This window comes from Micromonospora sp. NPDC023737 (assembly GCF_040639715.1).
Classification (GTDB): domain Bacteria; phylum Actinomycetota; class Actinomycetes; order Mycobacteriales; family Micromonosporaceae; genus Micromonospora.
Window position 1 is genome coordinate 532,512 of the sequence record NZ_JBFAAL010000003.1, and the last position, 16,172, is coordinate 548,683.

15 protein-coding genes are annotated in these 16,172 nt (G+C 72.4%); 10 read left to right on the forward strand and 5 right to left on the reverse strand.

Annotated elements, in window-relative coordinates:
• The first annotated feature begins 22 nt into the window (after positions 1-22).
• The 3 genes from AB0F98_RS11315 to AB0F98_RS11325 all read left to right on the forward strand — a co-directional run bounded on the left by AB0F98_RS11315 (position 23) and on the right by AB0F98_RS11325 (position 4,437).
• Positions 23-1,558, forward strand: a complete 1,536-nt coding sequence (locus AB0F98_RS11315) for an NADH-quinone oxidoreductase subunit M (RefSeq protein ID WP_357732334.1) — start codon at positions 23-25, stop codon at positions 1,556-1,558.
• A 109-nt stretch (positions 1,559-1,667) separates the two neighbouring features.
• Positions 1,668-3,221, forward strand: a complete 1,554-nt coding sequence (nuoN, locus tag AB0F98_RS11320; protein ID WP_357732337.1) for an NADH-quinone oxidoreductase subunit NuoN — start codon at positions 1,668-1,670, stop codon at positions 3,219-3,221.
• Positions 3,222-3,363: 142 nt separating this feature from the next.
• Complete coding sequence (locus tag AB0F98_RS11325; RefSeq protein WP_357732340.1) at positions 3,364-4,437, forward strand: polyprenyl synthetase family protein; 1,074 nt, start codon at positions 3,364-3,366, stop codon at positions 4,435-4,437.
• An 81-nt stretch (positions 4,438-4,518) separates the two neighbouring features.
• On the opposite strand, the gene AB0F98_RS11330 is transcribed toward AB0F98_RS11325, so the two are convergent.
• Entirely contained in the window at positions 4,519-5,700 is a 1,182-nt protein-coding gene (locus AB0F98_RS11330) for an MFS transporter (protein WP_357732343.1), read from the reverse strand.
• A 154-nt stretch (positions 5,701-5,854) separates the two neighbouring features.
• Between AB0F98_RS11330 and AB0F98_RS11335 the strand changes: the two genes are divergently transcribed.
• From AB0F98_RS11335 to AB0F98_RS11345, 3 genes are all read left to right on the forward strand, one after another.
• Positions 5,855-6,640 carry an IclR family transcriptional regulator C-terminal domain-containing protein gene (locus AB0F98_RS11335; RefSeq protein WP_357732346.1) on the forward strand — a complete coding sequence of 262 codons (786 nt, stop codon included), beginning with the start codon at positions 5,855-5,857 and terminating at the stop codon, positions 6,638-6,640.
• Positions 6,641-6,810: 170 nt separating this feature from the next.
• Positions 6,811-7,326 (forward strand): sigma-70 family RNA polymerase sigma factor, encoded by a 516-nt coding sequence (locus tag AB0F98_RS11340; RefSeq protein WP_357732503.1) that lies wholly within the window; start codon positions 6,811-6,813, stop codon positions 7,324-7,326.
• Positions 7,323-8,012, forward strand: coding sequence for a zf-HC2 domain-containing protein (locus AB0F98_RS11345; RefSeq protein WP_357732350.1), 690 nt, complete (start codon positions 7,323-7,325; stop codon positions 8,010-8,012). Before AB0F98_RS11340 ends, AB0F98_RS11345 begins: the two co-directional genes overlap by 4 nt.
• Positions 8,013-8,138: 126 nt before the next feature.
• Here the strand turns inward: AB0F98_RS11345 and rarD are convergent, their stop codons facing one another.
• The 3 genes from rarD to AB0F98_RS11360 all read right to left on the reverse strand — a co-directional run bounded on the left by rarD (position 8,139) and on the right by AB0F98_RS11360 (position 10,077).
• On the reverse strand, positions 8,139-9,065 hold the full coding sequence (gene rarD / locus AB0F98_RS11350; protein ID WP_357732353.1) for an EamA family transporter RarD: 927 nt from the start codon (positions 9,063-9,065) through the stop codon (positions 8,139-8,141).
• The gene (locus AB0F98_RS11355; protein WP_357732356.1) at positions 9,062-9,607 is read right to left on the reverse strand and encodes a GNAT family N-acetyltransferase; all 546 of its coding nucleotides are present in this window, start codon (positions 9,605-9,607) and stop codon (positions 9,062-9,064) included. The genes rarD and AB0F98_RS11355 overlap by 4 nt, the downstream gene beginning before the upstream one ends.
• 83 nt (positions 9,608-9,690) lie before the next feature.
• Positions 9,691-10,077: a phage holin family protein gene (locus AB0F98_RS11360; RefSeq protein WP_357732506.1), complete on the reverse strand. Its 387-nt coding sequence runs from the start codon at positions 10,075-10,077 to the stop codon at positions 9,691-9,693.
• 566 nt (positions 10,078-10,643) lie between these two features.
• Here AB0F98_RS11360 and AB0F98_RS11365 point away from each other — a divergent pair.
• A complete protein-coding gene (locus tag AB0F98_RS11365) occupies positions 10,644-10,964 on the forward strand; it encodes a WXG100 family type VII secretion target (RefSeq protein ID WP_357732358.1) in 321 nt (106 codons plus the stop codon).
• A 32-nt stretch (positions 10,965-10,996) separates the two neighbouring features.
• Entirely contained in the window at positions 10,997-11,290 is a 294-nt protein-coding gene (locus AB0F98_RS11370) for a WXG100 family type VII secretion target (RefSeq protein WP_350785167.1), read from the forward strand.
• 95 nt (positions 11,291-11,385) lie between these two features.
• Here the strand turns inward: AB0F98_RS11370 and mycP are convergent, their stop codons facing one another.
• Positions 11,386-12,726 carry a type VII secretion-associated serine protease mycosin gene (mycP, locus tag AB0F98_RS11375; RefSeq protein WP_357732362.1) on the reverse strand — a complete coding sequence of 447 codons (1,341 nt, stop codon included), beginning with the start codon at positions 12,724-12,726 and terminating at the stop codon, positions 11,386-11,388.
• 153 nt (positions 12,727-12,879) lie between these two features.
• Here mycP and AB0F98_RS11380 point away from each other — a divergent pair, with 153 nt between their 5' ends.
• Together AB0F98_RS11380 and AB0F98_RS11385 are read left to right on the forward strand one after the other, a co-directional pair.
• Positions 12,880-15,801, forward strand: coding sequence for an SseB family protein (locus AB0F98_RS11380; RefSeq protein ID WP_357732365.1), 2,922 nt, complete (start codon positions 12,880-12,882; stop codon positions 15,799-15,801).
• A complete protein-coding gene (locus AB0F98_RS11385) occupies positions 15,798-16,163 on the forward strand; it encodes a hypothetical protein (RefSeq protein WP_350785162.1) in 366 nt (121 codons plus the stop codon). Before AB0F98_RS11380 ends, AB0F98_RS11385 begins: the two co-directional genes overlap by 4 nt.
• Positions 16,164-16,172 lie beyond the last annotated feature (9 nt).

Here is a 16,172-nt window from a genome sequence, read left to right on the forward strand (position 1 = left end):
ACGACGGAGGTAAGGCCGCATAATGTCCAACTTCCCGTTCCTCTCGGTGCTGACCGTGGCGCCGCTGGTGGGTGCCCTGGTGGTGGCTCTCCTGCCGCGGCGGCGGCCGGAACTGGCCAAGCAGGTGGCGTTCGTCTGGTCGCTGCTCGTGCTGGTGCTCTCGGTCCTGATGTGGATCGCCTTCAAGATCGACGGTGACCGCTTCCAGTTCCGCGAGTCGTACCCGTGGATCCCGAACTGGGGCGTCCACTTCACGTTCGCCGCCGACGGCATCGCGCTGGTCATGCTGATGCTGATCGCCGTGCTGGTGCCGCTGGTGATCCTGGCGTCGTGGCACGACGCTGATTCCTCTCGGCGGTCGGTACCGGTCTACTTCGCGCTGCTGCTCGTCCTCGAGTGCACGATGATCGGCGTCTTCGCGGCCGCCGACGTCTTCCTCTTCTACGTGTTCTTCGAGGTCATGCTGGTGCCGATGTACTTCCTCATCGGCAGCTACGGCGGCCACCAGCGGCAGTACGCGGCCGTCAAGTTCTTCCTCTACTCGCTGGTCGGCGGCCTGTTCATGCTCGCCGCGGTGATCGGCCTCTGGGTGGTCGGCGGTAAGACCTTCGACTGGCAGGCGCTGTCGCAGGTGGACATCTCCACCGGCACCGAGCGCTGGCTCTTCCTCGGCTTCTTCCTCGCGTTCGCGATCAAGGCGCCGTTCTTCCCGTTCCACACCTGGCTGCCGGACGCCGGTGGCGCGGCGCCGGCCGGTGCGGCGGCGCTGCTGGTCGGCGTGCTCGACAAGGTCGGCACCTTCGGCATCCTGCGGTACTGCCTGCCGCTCTTCCCGGACGCGGCGAAGTGGTTCGCGCCGTGGGCGCTCGCGCTCGCGCTGATCGGCATCATCTACGCCGCGCTCCTCGCCGTCGGGCAGAACGACCTGAAGCGGCTGGTGTCCTACACCTCCATCGCGCACTTCGGCTTCATCGGCGTGGGCATCTTCGCCTTCACCACCCAGGCCGGCACCGGCGCGGTGCTCTACATGGTCAACCACGGCCTCGCGACCGGTCTGCTCTTCCTGGTGGTGGGGATGCTGATCGCGCGCCGCGGCTCGGCGCTGATCAGCGACTTCGGCGGTGCCGGCAAGCTCGTTCCGGTGCTGGCCGGGGTGCTCTTCTTCGCCGGTCTGGCCTCGCTCGCGCTGCCCGGCACCGCGCCCTTCGTCTCCGAGTTCCTGGTGCTGATCGGCTCGTTCACGGTGAACAAGCCGGTCGCGGTGATCGCCACCCTCGGCATCATCCTGGCGGCGGCGTACGTGTTGTGGATGGTGCAGCGCACCACGCAGGGCACCCTCAACCCGGCGTTGACCGAGATCGACGGGATGCGGCGTGACCTCAACCTGCGCGAGAAGGTCGTGATCGCGCCCCTGGTCGCGTTGATCGTGCTGCTGGGCTTCTACCCGAAGCCGGTCACCGATGTGATCAACCCGGCCGTGCAGGCGACCATGAACGACATCGGCAAGACCGACCCCGCCCCGTCACCGGGCACGAGCGTCCAGGAGGCGAGCCGGTGAGCGCGGGGAGTGAACGAGCGACAGTGAGCGAGTCCACCCACGGGCACGCGGAGCGCGCTCCGCAGTCGCGAGCAAACAGCGACCCAGTCGCGAACGGAAGGTTGGCCCAGTGAGTGAACTGAAGCTGCCGTCGATCGACTACGCGGCGCTCGCCCCGATCCTGATCATGTTGGGGGCCGCACTGGTCGGTGTCCTGGTCGAGGCGTTCGTGCCGCGGCACAGGCGGCACCTGGTGCAGCTGTCGGTGGGGCTGCTCGCGGTGCTCGCCGCGTTGACCATGGTGGTGCTCAACGCCGACGACCGGCTGATCACCGCTGGCTCGGCAATCGCGGTGGACGGGCCCACCCTCTTCCTCCAGGGCGCGATCCTGGTGCTCGCCGCGATGGCGCTGCTGCTGATCGGTGAGCGCGCGGTGGAGCGCGGCGGAGCGTTCGTCGCGCACGCCGCGATCACCGCCGAGTCGGCAGAGGACCGGCGGCAGGCCGAGAGCGCCGGCGGTACCACCGAGGTGTATCCGCTCGCCACGTTCGCCATCGGCGGCATGCTGATCTTCGTGGCGGCGAACGACCTGCTGACCATGTTCATCGCGCTCGAGGTCTTCTCGCTGCCGCTCTACCTGCTCTGCGCGCTGGCCCGTCGCCGGCGGCTGCTCAGCCAGGAGGCGGCCCTGAAGTACTTCATGCTCGGCGCGTACGCCTCGGCGTTCTTCCTCTTCGGCGTCGCGTTGATCTACGGCTTCACCTCCGGCATCCCGGGCCGGTCGGCCGGGGTCGACTTCGCCACCATCAACGCGGCGGTGAACGAGTCGCCGGCCAGCCGGGTGCTGCTCTTCGCCGGGATGGCGCTGCTCGCCATCGGCCTGCTGTTCAAGGCGGCCGCGGCGCCGTTCCACGTCTGGACGCCGGACGTCTACCAGGGCGCGCCGACGCCGGTCACCGCGTTCATGGCCGCCTGCACGAAGGTCGCCGCGTTCGGCGCCCTGCTGCGGGTCTTCCACGTGGCGTTCGCCGGCGCCAGCTGGGACTTCACGCCGGTGCTCGGGGTCGTGGCGGTGCTGACCATGCTGGTCGGCGCGGTGCTCGCGGTGACCCAGACCGACATCAAGCGGCTGCTGGCGTACTCCTCGATCGCCAACGCCGGCTACCTGCTGGTGGGAGTGCTCGCCCCGTCGAAGGACGGGCTCTCCGGCACCATGTTCTACCTGGTCGCGTACGGCTTCTCGGTGCTCGCCGCGTTCGCCGTGGTGACCCTGGTGCGTGACGGTGACGGGGAGGCCACCCACCTGTCCCGCTGGGCCGGGCTGGGGCGCCGCTCACCGTTCTTCGCCAGCGTGTTCACGTTCATCCTGCTCGCTTTCGCCGGTATCCCGTTGACGAGCGGCTTCACCAGCAAGTTCGCGGTCTTCGGGCCGGCGTTGGCCGAGGGCCGGGCGTGGCTCGTGGTCGCCGGTGTGCTGACCAGCATGGTGCTGGCCTTCCCGTACCTGCGGGTCGTGGTGATGATGTGGCTGTCCGAGCCGGGCGAGTCCACGCCGACCGTCGCGGTGCCGGGCGGGCTCACCTCGGCGGCGCTGATGATCGGCGTGGTGGCCACCCTGGTTCTCGGTGTCGCTCCGGCGCCGCTGCTCGATCTGGCCACAGGGGCCGCCGAATTCGTCAGATGACGATCCGCTCCGCCCGAAGGCCGGTACGCCGACGCGTACCGGCCTTCGCGTGTCCGCATGGCCTCCCGCGAGTACGATCGCGGCCGCCGTCGCACGCATCCCCCGCCCGGGGCTGGTCGAACGCGTGTGGCATGGTTGAGGCGTGGTGAAACCGGCTGGCGAGGGTACAGGTGCCACCGGTTCCGGCGGCCGCCGGAACCGGCATGGCGCGGGTCAGTTCGGGGCGCTCGGCCTCTATCTCGCCGATCCCCGCCTCGAGGAGTCCGTGCTGGCCGTCCTGGAAGCCGTCGAGGTCGAGCTGCGGGCGAGTGTGGCCAGCGCCGACCCGTTCGTCACGGAGGCCGCCCGGCATCTGGTCGAGGCCGGTGGCAAGCGGTTCCGGCCGCTGCTGGTCGCCCTCGGCGCCCAGTTCGGTGACCCGTGTGCCGCGCCGGTCGTACCGGCCGCGGTGGTGATGGAGCTCACCCACCTGGCAACGCTCTACCACGACGACGTGATGGACGAGGCGGTCGTGCGCCGGGGTGCGCCCAGTGCCAACTCCCGGTGGACCAACTCGGTGGCGATCCTGGTCGGTGACTACCTCTTCGCCCGGGCGGCCGACGTCGCCGCCGACCTGGGCACCGAAGCGGTACGTCTGCAGGCGCGCACCTTCTCGCAACTGGTGCACGGCCAGATCGCCGAGACCGTCGGGCCGCGCACCGGTGAGGACCCGGTGGCGCACTACCTCGAGGTGATCGCCGGGAAGACCGGTTCACTGATCGCCACCTCGGCCCGGTTCGGCGGCCTGTTCGGCGGTGCGTCGCCGGAGCACGTCGAGGCGCTGGCCGGCTATGGCGAGACGATCGGCGTCGCCTTCCAGCTCTCCGACGACCTGCTCGACATCGCGTCCGAGTCGGTCCAGTCGGGTAAGACCCCCGGCACCGACCTGCGTGAGGGCGTACCGACCCTGCCGGTGCTGTACGCCCGGTCGGGCGACGACTCCGACGCCGCCTCCGTTCGGCTGCGCGAGATCCTCTCCGCCGGTGCGGTCACCGACGACGATCTGCACGCCGAGGCGCTCGGTCTGCTGCGGGAGAGCCCCGCGCTGAAGCGGGCCCGGGAGACCGTCCGCAGCTATGCGGAGGACGCCCGCTCGAAGCTTGCCCCGCTGCCCGACAACCCGGCCCGGCGCGCCCTCGAGTCCCTCTGCGACTTCGTGGCCGACCGCACCAGCTGACCCCCCGAGACCTCCCTCGGTGATCATGAGGTTGCCGGGCGTTCTGATCGTTCCCGCCGCCACCCCGATGATCGACGCGCCTCAGGGGCGGGTCAGGAGGCGGCTGCCGGTGAGCATGAGGGCGGCGGCGGCGAGCATCGACAGCGCAGCCGTGCCCCACATGGCGGAATAGCCGATCCGGGCGGCCACCGCACCGAGGCCGAGCGGGCCGAGGCAGCCGCCCGCGTACACCCCGGTCTGCGTGATCGAGGTGGCGGCGGCCGGTGCCTGCGGGTGCAGCCGGACCACCGCGAAGTTCATCAGCCCGGGCCACGCCCAGCCGAGCCCGAAGCCGAGTACGACGCCCGCCACCAACGGCACTGCCCCGGCCGTCGCGAGCAGACCGAGCCCGCCCGCGCCCACCAGCAGCATGGCGGCGATGACGACGACGTGCCCACCGGACCGGCGGTCGGCCAGCCACCCGGAGCCGATCCGCGCGACGACGCAGACCGCGCTGCCGAGCGTGAGCGTCAGCCCGGCCAGTCCCGGAGCCAGTCCGCGTGCGGCGGCGGAGTCGACCACGAAGGTGCCCAGCGCGTTGGCGGCCGCCGCGGCAAGCGTCGCGGCGACCCCGATGACCACGAGAGCGCCGGTGCCTCGACCGGCCCGTGCGCGGCCCGTCCGCCGCGCCGCCCGGCCCTCACGGGCGGGTACGGCCGCCAGGGCGGCCAGCGCGGCCGCGCCCGCGGCGACGAACGCCCACCGCCAGCCGGCGGTGAGCGCGATCGTCGGGACCGCCGCCCCGGCCAGCAGTGTGGAGACCGGGATGGCCGCCTGCTTGACTCCGAACGAGAGCCCCTGCCGGTGCGGCGGAACGTGCCGGGCGAGCGCGACGTTGCTGGCGAGCTGACCGAGCGCGTTGGCGACGCCGCTGACCGCCAGCAGCCCGAGCAGGACCGCGTACGAGTGAGCCAGCGCGGCCACAGCCAGCAGGCAGGTGGCCGAGAGCAGGATGCCGGCGCGGGCGACCACCGCCGGTCCGTACCGTTCGGCGAGAGCGCCGGACGGCACCGACGCGAGCGCGCCCACCCCGAAGTAGACGGAGACCACGAGGCCGAGCCCGGCCGGGGAGAAGTTCAGGTCCTCGCCCAGCTGCACGGCGAGACCGCCGACCAGGAAGACGGGCAGGACACAGGCGATGGTGACGGCGATGGCACTCGCGCTGGCCCGCACAGGGCGGGTCGGAGCGGTGCCGGTGAGCGGGGTGGCGGCAGTCTCGGTCATCGTCTGGCAAACCTACGTCAGGCCTTCACGGACCACGGATCGTGTCCGCGAGTACACAGACCGTTGATGAGGATCTGGCATCCTCGACCCGAACAGTCGTTTCGCGGCGGCTCCGAATTTCATATGGTGTAAGTCCCCGGCGGCGGAGGTGGTTGTGCGCGACCCCCTGGCGGAACCTTCGGATCTCATCCGCAGCGTCTCCCGCGCGCTACGAGTGCTCGAGTCGGTCGGTCGTGCGCCCAGAGGACTGACCGTCAAACAGATCGCCCGGCGGTGCGAGTTGACCGTCGCCACGACGTACCACCTTGTCCGCACACTGGCGTACGAGGGCTACGTCATCCGTCGTGAGGACGGCACGTACATCGTGGGGCTGGAGGTCGCCGACCGTTACCGGGAACTGGTGGCGGCGTTTCGCGGGCCGCCGGCGGTCGGCGAGACCCTCCGACGCGCCGCCACGGAGACCGGGTACAGCCACTACCTCGGCCGGTTCGTCGGCGGTCAGGTGGCGGTCAGCGCGGTCGCCGAGGGGCCCCGCTCCCCGTACCTGGAGGACCTGGTCCCCGGCTTCGACGAGGGAGCGCACGCCACCGCGCTCGGCAAGGCGCTGCTCGCCACGCTCACCGCCGAGCAGCGGTTCCGCTACCTACGCGAGTACGGCATGCGTCCGTTCACCAGCGCCACACTCACCACCTCGGAGACGTTCGAGGCCGATCTCGCCGCCGGTGACCGGCGCGGCATGCAGCTGGAGCTCGGGCAATTCCGCCACGGGGTGGCCTGCGCCGCGGTGCTGGTCAGCCCGGACAAGGACATGGAACGGCGGGTCGTGCTCGCCTGTGCGCTGCCGGCGAACGAGATGATGACCTCCGCCCGGATGGTCCGGGCCAAGCTGCTCACCACGGCCCGGACCGTCGCCGACAGCATCGCGGCCGATCAGCACTGACCCGGCACGCGACAGGCCGCTCGCCACGGCTGGGAGCGGGCCCCGCGGTGCGCGTCCACCGCGATGGGCGTCGTGGAAGCCGCGCGAGCTCGGCTGAACCGTTCCGGGCCACCGCCCGTATTTCGAAGCGAACGCATCGCCGTGCTCGCGACGAGAGCGAGGAGACCGCCATCAGCGACCACGACGCCCACCTGCTTCGCGCGCTGCACGACGAGCACGCGGAGGCGCTGTACGCGCACGCCGTGCGGCTGGTCAACGGCGATCGGCAGCGCGCCGAGGACCTGGTGCAGGAGACCCTGCTGAGGGCCTGGCGGCATCCCGAGGCCCTCGATCCGCATCGCGGCTCGGTCCGTGCCTGGCTCTTCACCACCGCACGCAACCTGGCCATCGACGCCTGGCGGCGGCGGGGCAACCGGGTCGGGGAGGTCTACACCGATGAACTGCCCGAACCGCCGGAGGCGGTGGACGAGGCCGAGCGCGCGGTGGAGGCGTGGACCGTCGCCGAGGCGTTGAACCGGCTCAGCCCCACCCATCGGGAAGTGCTCGTCGAGTGCTTCTACCAGGGACGGTCGGTGGCGGAGGCGGCATCACGGCTGGGGGTGCCACCGGGCACGATCAAGTCGCGCACGCACTACGCCCTGCGCTCACTACGGTTGGTCCTGGCTGAGATGGGGGTGACCGAATGAGCCGCTGCGAGTTCACACAGGACGACGGCGCGTACGTGCTGGGCGCCCTCGCCCCCGCCGAGCGGGCCGCGTACGAGCGGCACCTGGCCGGGTGCGCCGAGTGCCGCGAGGCGGTGGCCGAACTCGCCGTACTGCCCGGGCTGCTCGGCCGGCTCGACCCGGCTGGACTGGAGCAGTTCCTGCAGCCCACGTCGGGTCCGTCGCTGCCGGCACTGCTCGACGAGGCCCGGACCCGTCGGCGCCGCGAGCGGGCGGCCGGCCGGCGGCGGTACGCGCTGACCGCGCTCGTGGCGGCAGCGTTGGCCCTGATCGTCGGGGTCGGCGTGGCCCTCGTGCTGCCCCGGCGGACCGCCCCGTCCGCCGAAGAGCTGCGGATGGTGGCCATGCAGCCGGTGGCCGGCGGCGTGCCGGTGCACGCGGAGCTCGCCCTGACCGCCACCGGATGGGGCACGGAGGTGACCATGCGCTGCGGGTACGACCGGCGTCCCGGCTACGGCAAGGCGTACACCTTCCGGCTGGTGGCGCGCGGCCCGGACGGGGCGACCGAGCAGGTCGGGTCCTGGCTGGCCGCGCCCGGCGACAGCGTACGGTTCACCGGCGTCACCCGGTTCACCGGCGCGGAGCTGGTGCGCCTGGAGCTGCTGCGCGCCGACGACACCCCGGTGCTCGGCTACGACGTCCACTGATCGCCGACCGTCGACGGCCCAGGCGCGAGAGCGTCAGCGCGCCATGCCCCGGCTGCCGCCGAGGTCGAGCGCGGGGCCGAGCCCGACGTTCGTCCACGGTGCCCTCCGTCCGGTGGCCGTCGGTACTCAGCGGACGGCGGCGGCGGGAGCGGGCGCGCTGGTACGAGCGGCGAGCCGAGTGCGCCGGGCGTTGCGTACCGCGTCGGCCGTGAAGACGATCAACGCGAGCCAGACCAGCGCGAAACCGGCCAGCCGGGCCGGCGGCATCGGCTCGTGGAAGATCAGCACACCGCACGCGAGCTGGAGGATCGGCGCGAGGTACTGGATCATGCCGAGGTTGGTGAGCGGTAGCCGGTTGGCCGCGCCGGCGAAGAGCAGCAGCGGGATCGCGGTGGCCGCGCCGGCCAACACCAGCAGCGCGGTGTGCGCCGCCGAGACGTGGCCGAACGTGACATCGCCGGTCGAGGCCAGCCAGCCGAGGTAGCCCAGCGCGGGCAGGGCCAGTACCGCCGACTCGACGAAGAGCCCCTCCGCCGCGGGCAGCCCGAGCCGCTTCTTGACCAGGCTGTACCCGCCGAAGCTGAGGGCGAGGGTGAGCGCGAGGTACGGCACGTGGCCGTAGTCGACGGTCAACACGGCGACGGCCAGCCCGCCGACGCCGAGCGCCACCCACTGTGCCCGGCGGAGCTGTTCGCGCAGCACAGCCACGCCGAGCAGCACGACCACCAGCGGGTTGATGAAGTAACCGAGCGCGGTCTCCACCACCCGGTCGGAGTTCACGCCGTAGATGTAGGTGCCCCAGTTCACCGCGATCAGCGCCGCGGCGACGCTGATCGCCACGAGCGCTCGCGGGCGACGTGCGAGCGCCCGCAGGAACGCGATGTTGCGCAGCGCGGCGAGCAGCAGCGCCACGAACGCCACCGACCAGACGATCCGGTGCGCCAGGATCTCGAGCGGCCCGGTCGGCCGCAGCAGCTTGAGGTAGAGCGGGAAGAAACCCCAGAGCAGGTACGCGCCGAAGCCGTAGAGGTATCCCAGTCGCAGCGGTGTCACGCCTCAACCGTAAGGGGTGGCGGGCCTCCGGGTTCCTTTCGGGTGGCCCGGGTCACCGGCGTTTCGCCGACCGCGGTCACCGCTACCTCACCGCCCGGCGTCACCGGCCCACCGCGCTGGTCCAGCTGCAGGTAATGGTCCGGGCCGACCGGTGCGAAGCCGACCTTCGCGTACACCCCGTGCGCGTCCAGCGTGGCCAGCAGGATCCGCCGTACGCCGAGCTCGGCCAGGTGGTCCCGGACCGCACCGGCCAGCCAGGTGCCCAACCCGTGCCCCCGCTCACCCGGGTCCACGTAGACGTCGCAGAGCCAGGCGAACGTGGCCCCATCGGTGACCGCCCGGGCCACGGCCACCTGCCGGCCGTCGCCCGGGCGGTAGACGCCGAACGCGACCGAGCCGGCGAAGGCCCGCTCCATGGTCCCGCGGTCGAGGCCGAGCGCCCAGTACGCGTCGGTGCTGAGCCAGTGGTGCACCCGATCCAGGTCGAGTCGACCGGGATCGGTGCTGAGCAGGTAACCGTCGTCGCGGATCAGGGTGAACACCCCTGGGACGCTAACCCCACGATCCCATCGTGGCACCTGCCAATTCCCGCATTCTGGCCGCTCTCAGCGGCCCGCGAGATGGGTCAGTCGCGGTCGAGGATGGCGCCCAGCACCCAGGTCACGATGCCGACGAAGAGAGCGCCCAGCACCGCCGACGGCCAGAATCCGTCGACGTGGAACGGCAGGCCGGCCTCACCGGCGATCCAGCTGGTGAGCAGGAAGAGCAGGCCGTTGACCACGAGCGCGATCAGCCCGAGGGTCAGCAGGTAGAAGCCGCAGCCAACGGTCTTGATGATCGGCTGGAGCACCGCGTTGACCACGCCGAAGATCGCCGCCACCAGGATCAGTGTGGTGACCGTGGTGACAGCCGAATCCGAGTCGAGCGTGATGCCGGGAATGAACAGGGTGGCCAGCCAGAAGGCGAATGCCGTGGTGACCAGCCGGATCAGCAGGCCTTTCAGAAAATCCATGGCGGCGATGGTGCCATGCGGCGACCAGCGGCGGAACCCGTGCCGGTCCACCAACCTGTTCCGGCCGTCCCTCGGCTCTGGTGCCGGCGAGCCGTGGCCGGCCCACCTCAGCGCCGCGCCGGCCAGGGCGGCCTCGTCGGCGTCGAGAGGTTGCCGCACCACCAGGTCGACGCGGCCGAGCATGTCCACGTCCGAAGGGGTCAGCTCTTCGCCTGCGCCCAGGGCGGGCCGCCACCGCGGGCCGGGCTGTGGATCGTCCGACGCCGGACCGCTCTCCGTCACCAGCAGCAACGGGTGGAGCGGGGTGCCCGCCCCGGCGGGAAGCGGCCGGCCGGGCGGAAGCAACAGTATCGTCCGCGATGCCGCACATGGAGAGCCAATCGCTCGTCGTGCGTTGTCCACAGGGGAGCGGAGCGGGGTAGCAGGAGAGCTACCGGACGACTACCGTCAGCCACGAATTCCGCTGACCCCGTGCCTGCCGTCCGCGACTTTTCCGGGTGCGAGAGGCGCGCCTCCGCGCGCACCCACGGCCGGCCGAGGCCGATGAGACGAGGTGAGGTCCGAAAGTGTCCCAGACCCAGGCGGAAGCTGCGGTGATGCAGCAGACCGCGGCCAGGTTCGAGCAGGTGGACCAGTCCCTGCAGTCGATGCTCAGCGGCCTGCTGGCCGAACTGGGCGTGTTGCAGCAGGCCTGGCGAGGTGCCGGTGGTCGGTCGTTCGAGCAGGTGAAGCAGCAGTGGGCGCAGGATCAGGCCGCGTTGCAGCGGGCCCTGCGCGAGACGGCCGGCGCGATCCGTACGGCCGGGCAGCAGTACGACGTCTCGGACAGCGAGGCCGCCGGCCGTATCGCCGGCACCAACCGCGGCGGCATCCAGCTGCCGCTCTGACAGATTCCGATCCAGGGAGAGGGATTCCACAAATGGACAACGGCGTACTCGTCGTCAACTTCGCCGCGCTGCAACAGGCCAGCGCGGACATCCAGAAGGCGTTGAACACGCTCGACTCGCAGCTCGGTCAGCTCGAGCGCGACGCCGCCCCGTTGGTGTCCGGCTGGACGGGCGAGGCCCAGCAGGCGTACGAGCAGCGGCAGGCCCGTTGGCGTGCCGCCTCGCAGGACCTCCAGGCCATGCTGCGCGACATCAAACTCGCGGTGGACGATTCCGCCACCGACTATCTGGACACCGAGAAGAAGAACGTCGGCCTGTTCCAGTGACTCCGGTGCCGGGAGCTGCCCCAGGGCCTTCCGGCGCGACGGATCACCGCATCGACGGTGGTGCCGGCCCGCTCCGGGCCCGCACCATCGGTCGTTCAGGCGCGGTCGGCCGGGCGCCAGCGGCGGCGAGCGCCACGCGGCAGCAGGTACGCGAGTAGGGCGACGACGGCGGCCGCCCCACCGAGGGCGGCCGCCACCGCCAGGGCCCGGTCGCGGGCTACCTCCCGCCGGGCCTGCTGCGCCTGTCGTGCCGGGTCGGCCCGGTCGTCGGCCAGTGCGGCCACCGGCCGGGGTCCAGCAGCCGGGCCACCCGTGGTCTCGGTGACCGCCCGGTACGGGTTGAGCACCCCGGCCCCGTACCCGCCGTCCGGCGCCGGGTCGGTGCTGGCGACGATCCGCTGGGCCACCTGGGCGGCGCTCAGCCGGGGCTGGTACTCGCGCAGCAGTGCCGCGGTCGCGGCGACGAACGGGGCCGCGTAACTGGTGCCCTCGGCCCGATGGTGGCCCCGACCGGGCGCGGCCGTCAGCACGTCGCTGCCGGGGGCGACCAGGTCGACGTACGGCCCGGTCTGGGAGAAGGGCGCGCGCGAGCCGTCCGCTCCGATCGCGCCAACCCCCAGCACCCCGTCGTAGGCCGCCGGGTAGGGCGGGGGATCGCCGGCCTCGTGCAGGTTCCCGGCGGCGGCGACCACGACCACGTCACGTTTCAGCGCGTAGTCGACCGCGGCACGTACGGCCGGATCGTCCGTGTAGAGCACGACCGAAAGGTTCAGCACGTCCGCGCCGTGGTCCACCGCCCACCGGATGGCCCGGGCGAACTCGCCGGCGCCGACCGTACGCCCCGATTCCCGCCCCTCCACCACCTGCTGCTCGCTGACCCGCACCGGGAGGATCCGGGCGCCCGGCGCCAGGCCGCGGAACGCTACGCCGGGCCGGGGCGCGGCGGCGATGAGGCTCGCCACTCCGGTGCCGTGGCCGGCACAGTCACGGGTACCGTCGCCGCCCTCGTCGAGCAGGTCCGTGCCGTCGAGCACCCGGCCGGTGAGCTGGTCATGCTCCCGATCCACCCCGGAGTCGACGACCGCCACCGTCACCCCTTCCCCGGTGGCGAGCGGAGCCAGCCGTTCGGGGACGTACCGCTGCTGTGGCCACGGTGTGGCGGTGACCGTCCCGACGGGAGCCGGCGGTGTGGCGCAACGCGGCGCGGCTCGACGTCCCTCCGTCGCAGCTGGAAGGAGTACCGTCCGGGCCGCGTGGCGAAGCCGAGCCGATTGCGCGGCCACCGATCCCGGCGCACTGGCCACCGGATCGGTGACTCCGGCGGCCGGGACCGGACTCGACGCCGCGGCGGGCCGGGCGGGAGCGACGGCCGGAACACCGGCCAGCAGCGCGGCGGCCAGCGCCGCCATGACCGGGCGCCCCATCGACCGGGACATCGGGTCGCCTCCGCATCGTGTCGGCTCCGGTACGGGATGTTATCGCCTCTGTGGCATCCCGGCGCACCACCGGCGGGCTGGCATTGTGATCTTGTTACCACCTTGTAGGTTGTAGGCGATGCCTATGGCCTGTTCTCGGGAGGAGAGGTGGCCGTGACCGAATGGGAACCGGCCACGGAGGCCGAGGCGGCGTTGCGGGACGCGCTACGCGCCAACGACCAGGAGCGCTACTTCCAGATCCTGGCTCGGACCGATCTCCTCCTTCCGACGACGCAGGCGACGGCCGGCCAGACCAAGCCGGGGTGGGGCACCTGGACCAGCGGCGGCCGCACCCACGTCCTCGCGTTCACCTCCGCCACCGCCCTGCGGTCGTGCCTCGGTGACAACGCGAGCGCCAGCCGCCGCACCGCGTTCGCGGACCTTGCCGCCGGATGGCCCAATCCCGAGTGGTGGCTGGCCATCAACCCCGGTCTGCCCGTCGAGGGATACCTGCCCGCGTGGTACGTCGCCCAGCTCTCCCGCGGCGAGGTACGGCTGCCCGGTCGTACCCTCGGCGCCCGGGCGCGGCTCGAACGGGCCGAGTCGATGGCCCGCGCCCGTGCCACCGACGCCGGTCGGGACGCGGCGGCGGCACCGGCCGCCGGCACCCCGGCCGGGCCGGCGGGGCGAACCCCGTTCCGCGGCGCCGGGCTGGCGGTGGGCGCCGAGACCGCCGGGCGGGTGCCGCCGGCTTCCGTGGCGTTGCCGCGACGATCGGCCGAGTCGGCACCAGGTGCCGAAACCGACCCGGCCCGTTCGAGGGGTGCGGAGCAGGGCGCGGGCGGACGGGCCGCGCCGTTCACTCCGCCCGCTGCCGACCGGTCCACCTCCCTCGGCAGCCGAACTCCGTCGGCGCGTACCGAGACAGCGGCGGGCAACGGGCGGACCGCCTCGGGTGACGGCACCGATGCGCCGCGTCGGTCCTTCTTCGAGCCGGCATCACGTGGGTCGGCGTCCCGCGAACCCCTCCGCCCCGGAGACCGGGCAGCGCCGCCCTCCCGGTTCGGCCGTAGTGACCAGCCGTTCCCCCGGCGCGGTCCGATAGACGGGCCGAAGGACGCCGAGGCGACCCAGGCCTTCTTCGCCGCCACCCGGGAAACGACCCCGCCGCCGCGCCCGTCTAAGGACACGGACTGGACGGCCGGAGTCCCGACAACCGGGACGGAGGCGACGCAGCCCCTGCCGCCCCACCGGCCGGATCCGCAGGCAGAGGAGCCCACCCGCGCCTTCGGTGTGTTCGGCGCACCGATCCGGCCACCGGCCTCGACCGGCCGGCCCGGTGCCGACCCGGGTGGCGAACGGACTCAGCCGCTGCCGCCGCGCCCCCGCTCCGAGCCCGGCGGTACGGAGCCCGTGGAGGAACTGCCACCGTCCATGGCGGAGCCGGTTTCCGGCCCACCGGCACCCCGCCGAGGCTTCACGCCCATCGTCATCGAGGGCACCATCATCGAATCCCGGGACCTCGACCCACCGGGAAGGGGCTCGACCGGTCCGGTGGATCCGACCGGTCCGGCCACCGGATGGGCGCATCCGGGCGCTACCGCCCCGAACGACGCCGACTCCCGGGGGCCTCGGACGGGCGCCAACGGTGGCGAGGACCTCTGGTCTCCGTCCCGGCCGGGTGGCTCGCCGCAGGACACGCCGCGCGCCGAGCCGAACCAGCTCTCAGCCGGTGTGGGGGTGGGTGACGACCCGTGGACTCCCCGCTCGGGCAGCGCCTGGATGCAGCCGAAGGTGACCGGTGGTCCGCGTCCCGGCGACCTGCCCGTCGACTCTGCGGCCGACCCGACGCTCGACCTGCGCCGGACCGGCTCCTCGGCCCCGGCCCGGCGCGTCGAGGACGCTCCCGTGGACCTCTGGGCACCTCGTTCGGACCGGCAGGCCGCCGCCGGTGCGGCACCTCCGGCGGGGTCCACCGACGACATCGCGCCCACGACGGGCGGGGAACATGCCACGGCCGGCACCCCGGACACCGGATCGGCACCTGATGGCGAACCCACCACCGCGTTCGCGGCGCCGCCCAGTGCCGACACAGGCGACCCGACCATCCGTGTCGAGGAGCCGGCGGTCGAGTTCCAGCCGGCCAACGCGGTCGAGGAGGAACTGCTCGCTGCGGCGGGGGCGGGGAGCACCGACACCTTCCTCTCCACCCTGCTGCTCGCGCGGGTGCTCCTGCCGGTGGCGGCCGAGTCGGCGCCCGGTAGCCGGCCCGGTGAACCCGGCTTCGTGTGGCGTACGGAGGAGTTGGACGCGGACACCTTCGTCGTGGTGTACACCTCGCCGGAGCGGCTGGCCGAGCGTGTCGGCGACGACGTGGAGACCGCCCAGTTCAAGTTCGTGCAGCTCATCCGGCGCTGGCCGGACGAGGCATGGTCGTTCGCGGTCAACCCGGGCACACCGGTCGGCGCGAAGTTGCCCGGTGAGCAGATCATCGCGTTGGCCAACTGGGCCGCGGAGGTCGGCCTCGGCGACGACGTGGAGGCGGAGGAGCCCGCCGCCCCGGCCGAGCCGGCCACCGGACCACGTACGACGCCGAAGCCGGTCGACCCGTCGCGGCCGGTCATGATGCAGAAGGCGGTCGCCCCCAGCCAGGTCGCCTACTACCTGGAGCGTGGCTACGACCGGGTGTCCGGCTTCGTGCACCGGGCCAACGAACTAGCCCACCTGAACACCCCCGCGCAGCTGTACGACGCGCTCGGTCTGAACTACGCCGAGTCGCCGTTCTCCCGCGACGCCGAGGAGATCTACGTGCTGCGCTGGCCGGCGTACCGCCCGAGCCTCTACCGGATCCCCTACGGCGGCCAGAACGAGGCGGCCATGCGCGCCATGGAGGGCTGGGTCATCGAGCGGCCGCCGTTCCGCGGCAACGGGTTCGCGCCCGGTGAGAGCAGTGACGTGGTGGCCGAGTTCAAGGTGGACAGCGCCCGGCTGCCGCACGGCGCTCAGCTCTGGCGGATCGGTTCGGACGGCACTGAGCGGGTCGTCGCGATTCTGGACAGCGACGCGCTGCGCTGGCGGGAGGTGGATGCGGCGTGATCAGGGACGGCTACGTGGCCCGCTGGCGGGGCCGCGAGTACCAGGCCAGCCCGGACGGCGACGACGTGCGCCTCTACCAGCCGGAGGCGGGCGAGGGTTTCGAGGAGGTCCGGCCCGGCCGGTACGTGCGGGTGCTCCCGGCGACCGAGGTCGAGGATCTGGCGTACGTGCGTACCACCTGCCGGTGGCAGGGGCAGCCGTTCATCGTGCTCGGCGAACACGACGGCTGGCTGCGGGTCGAGTACACCGGTGGCCGGTGGCCGGTGGCCCAGGCGATGCGGCTCGAGGTCTTCGAGTTCGGCGTCTACCAGGGCTGGGCGCCCGCCGCCGAGGTGACCGACCTGCGTGAGCAGCGGATCTGACCGCCTGTC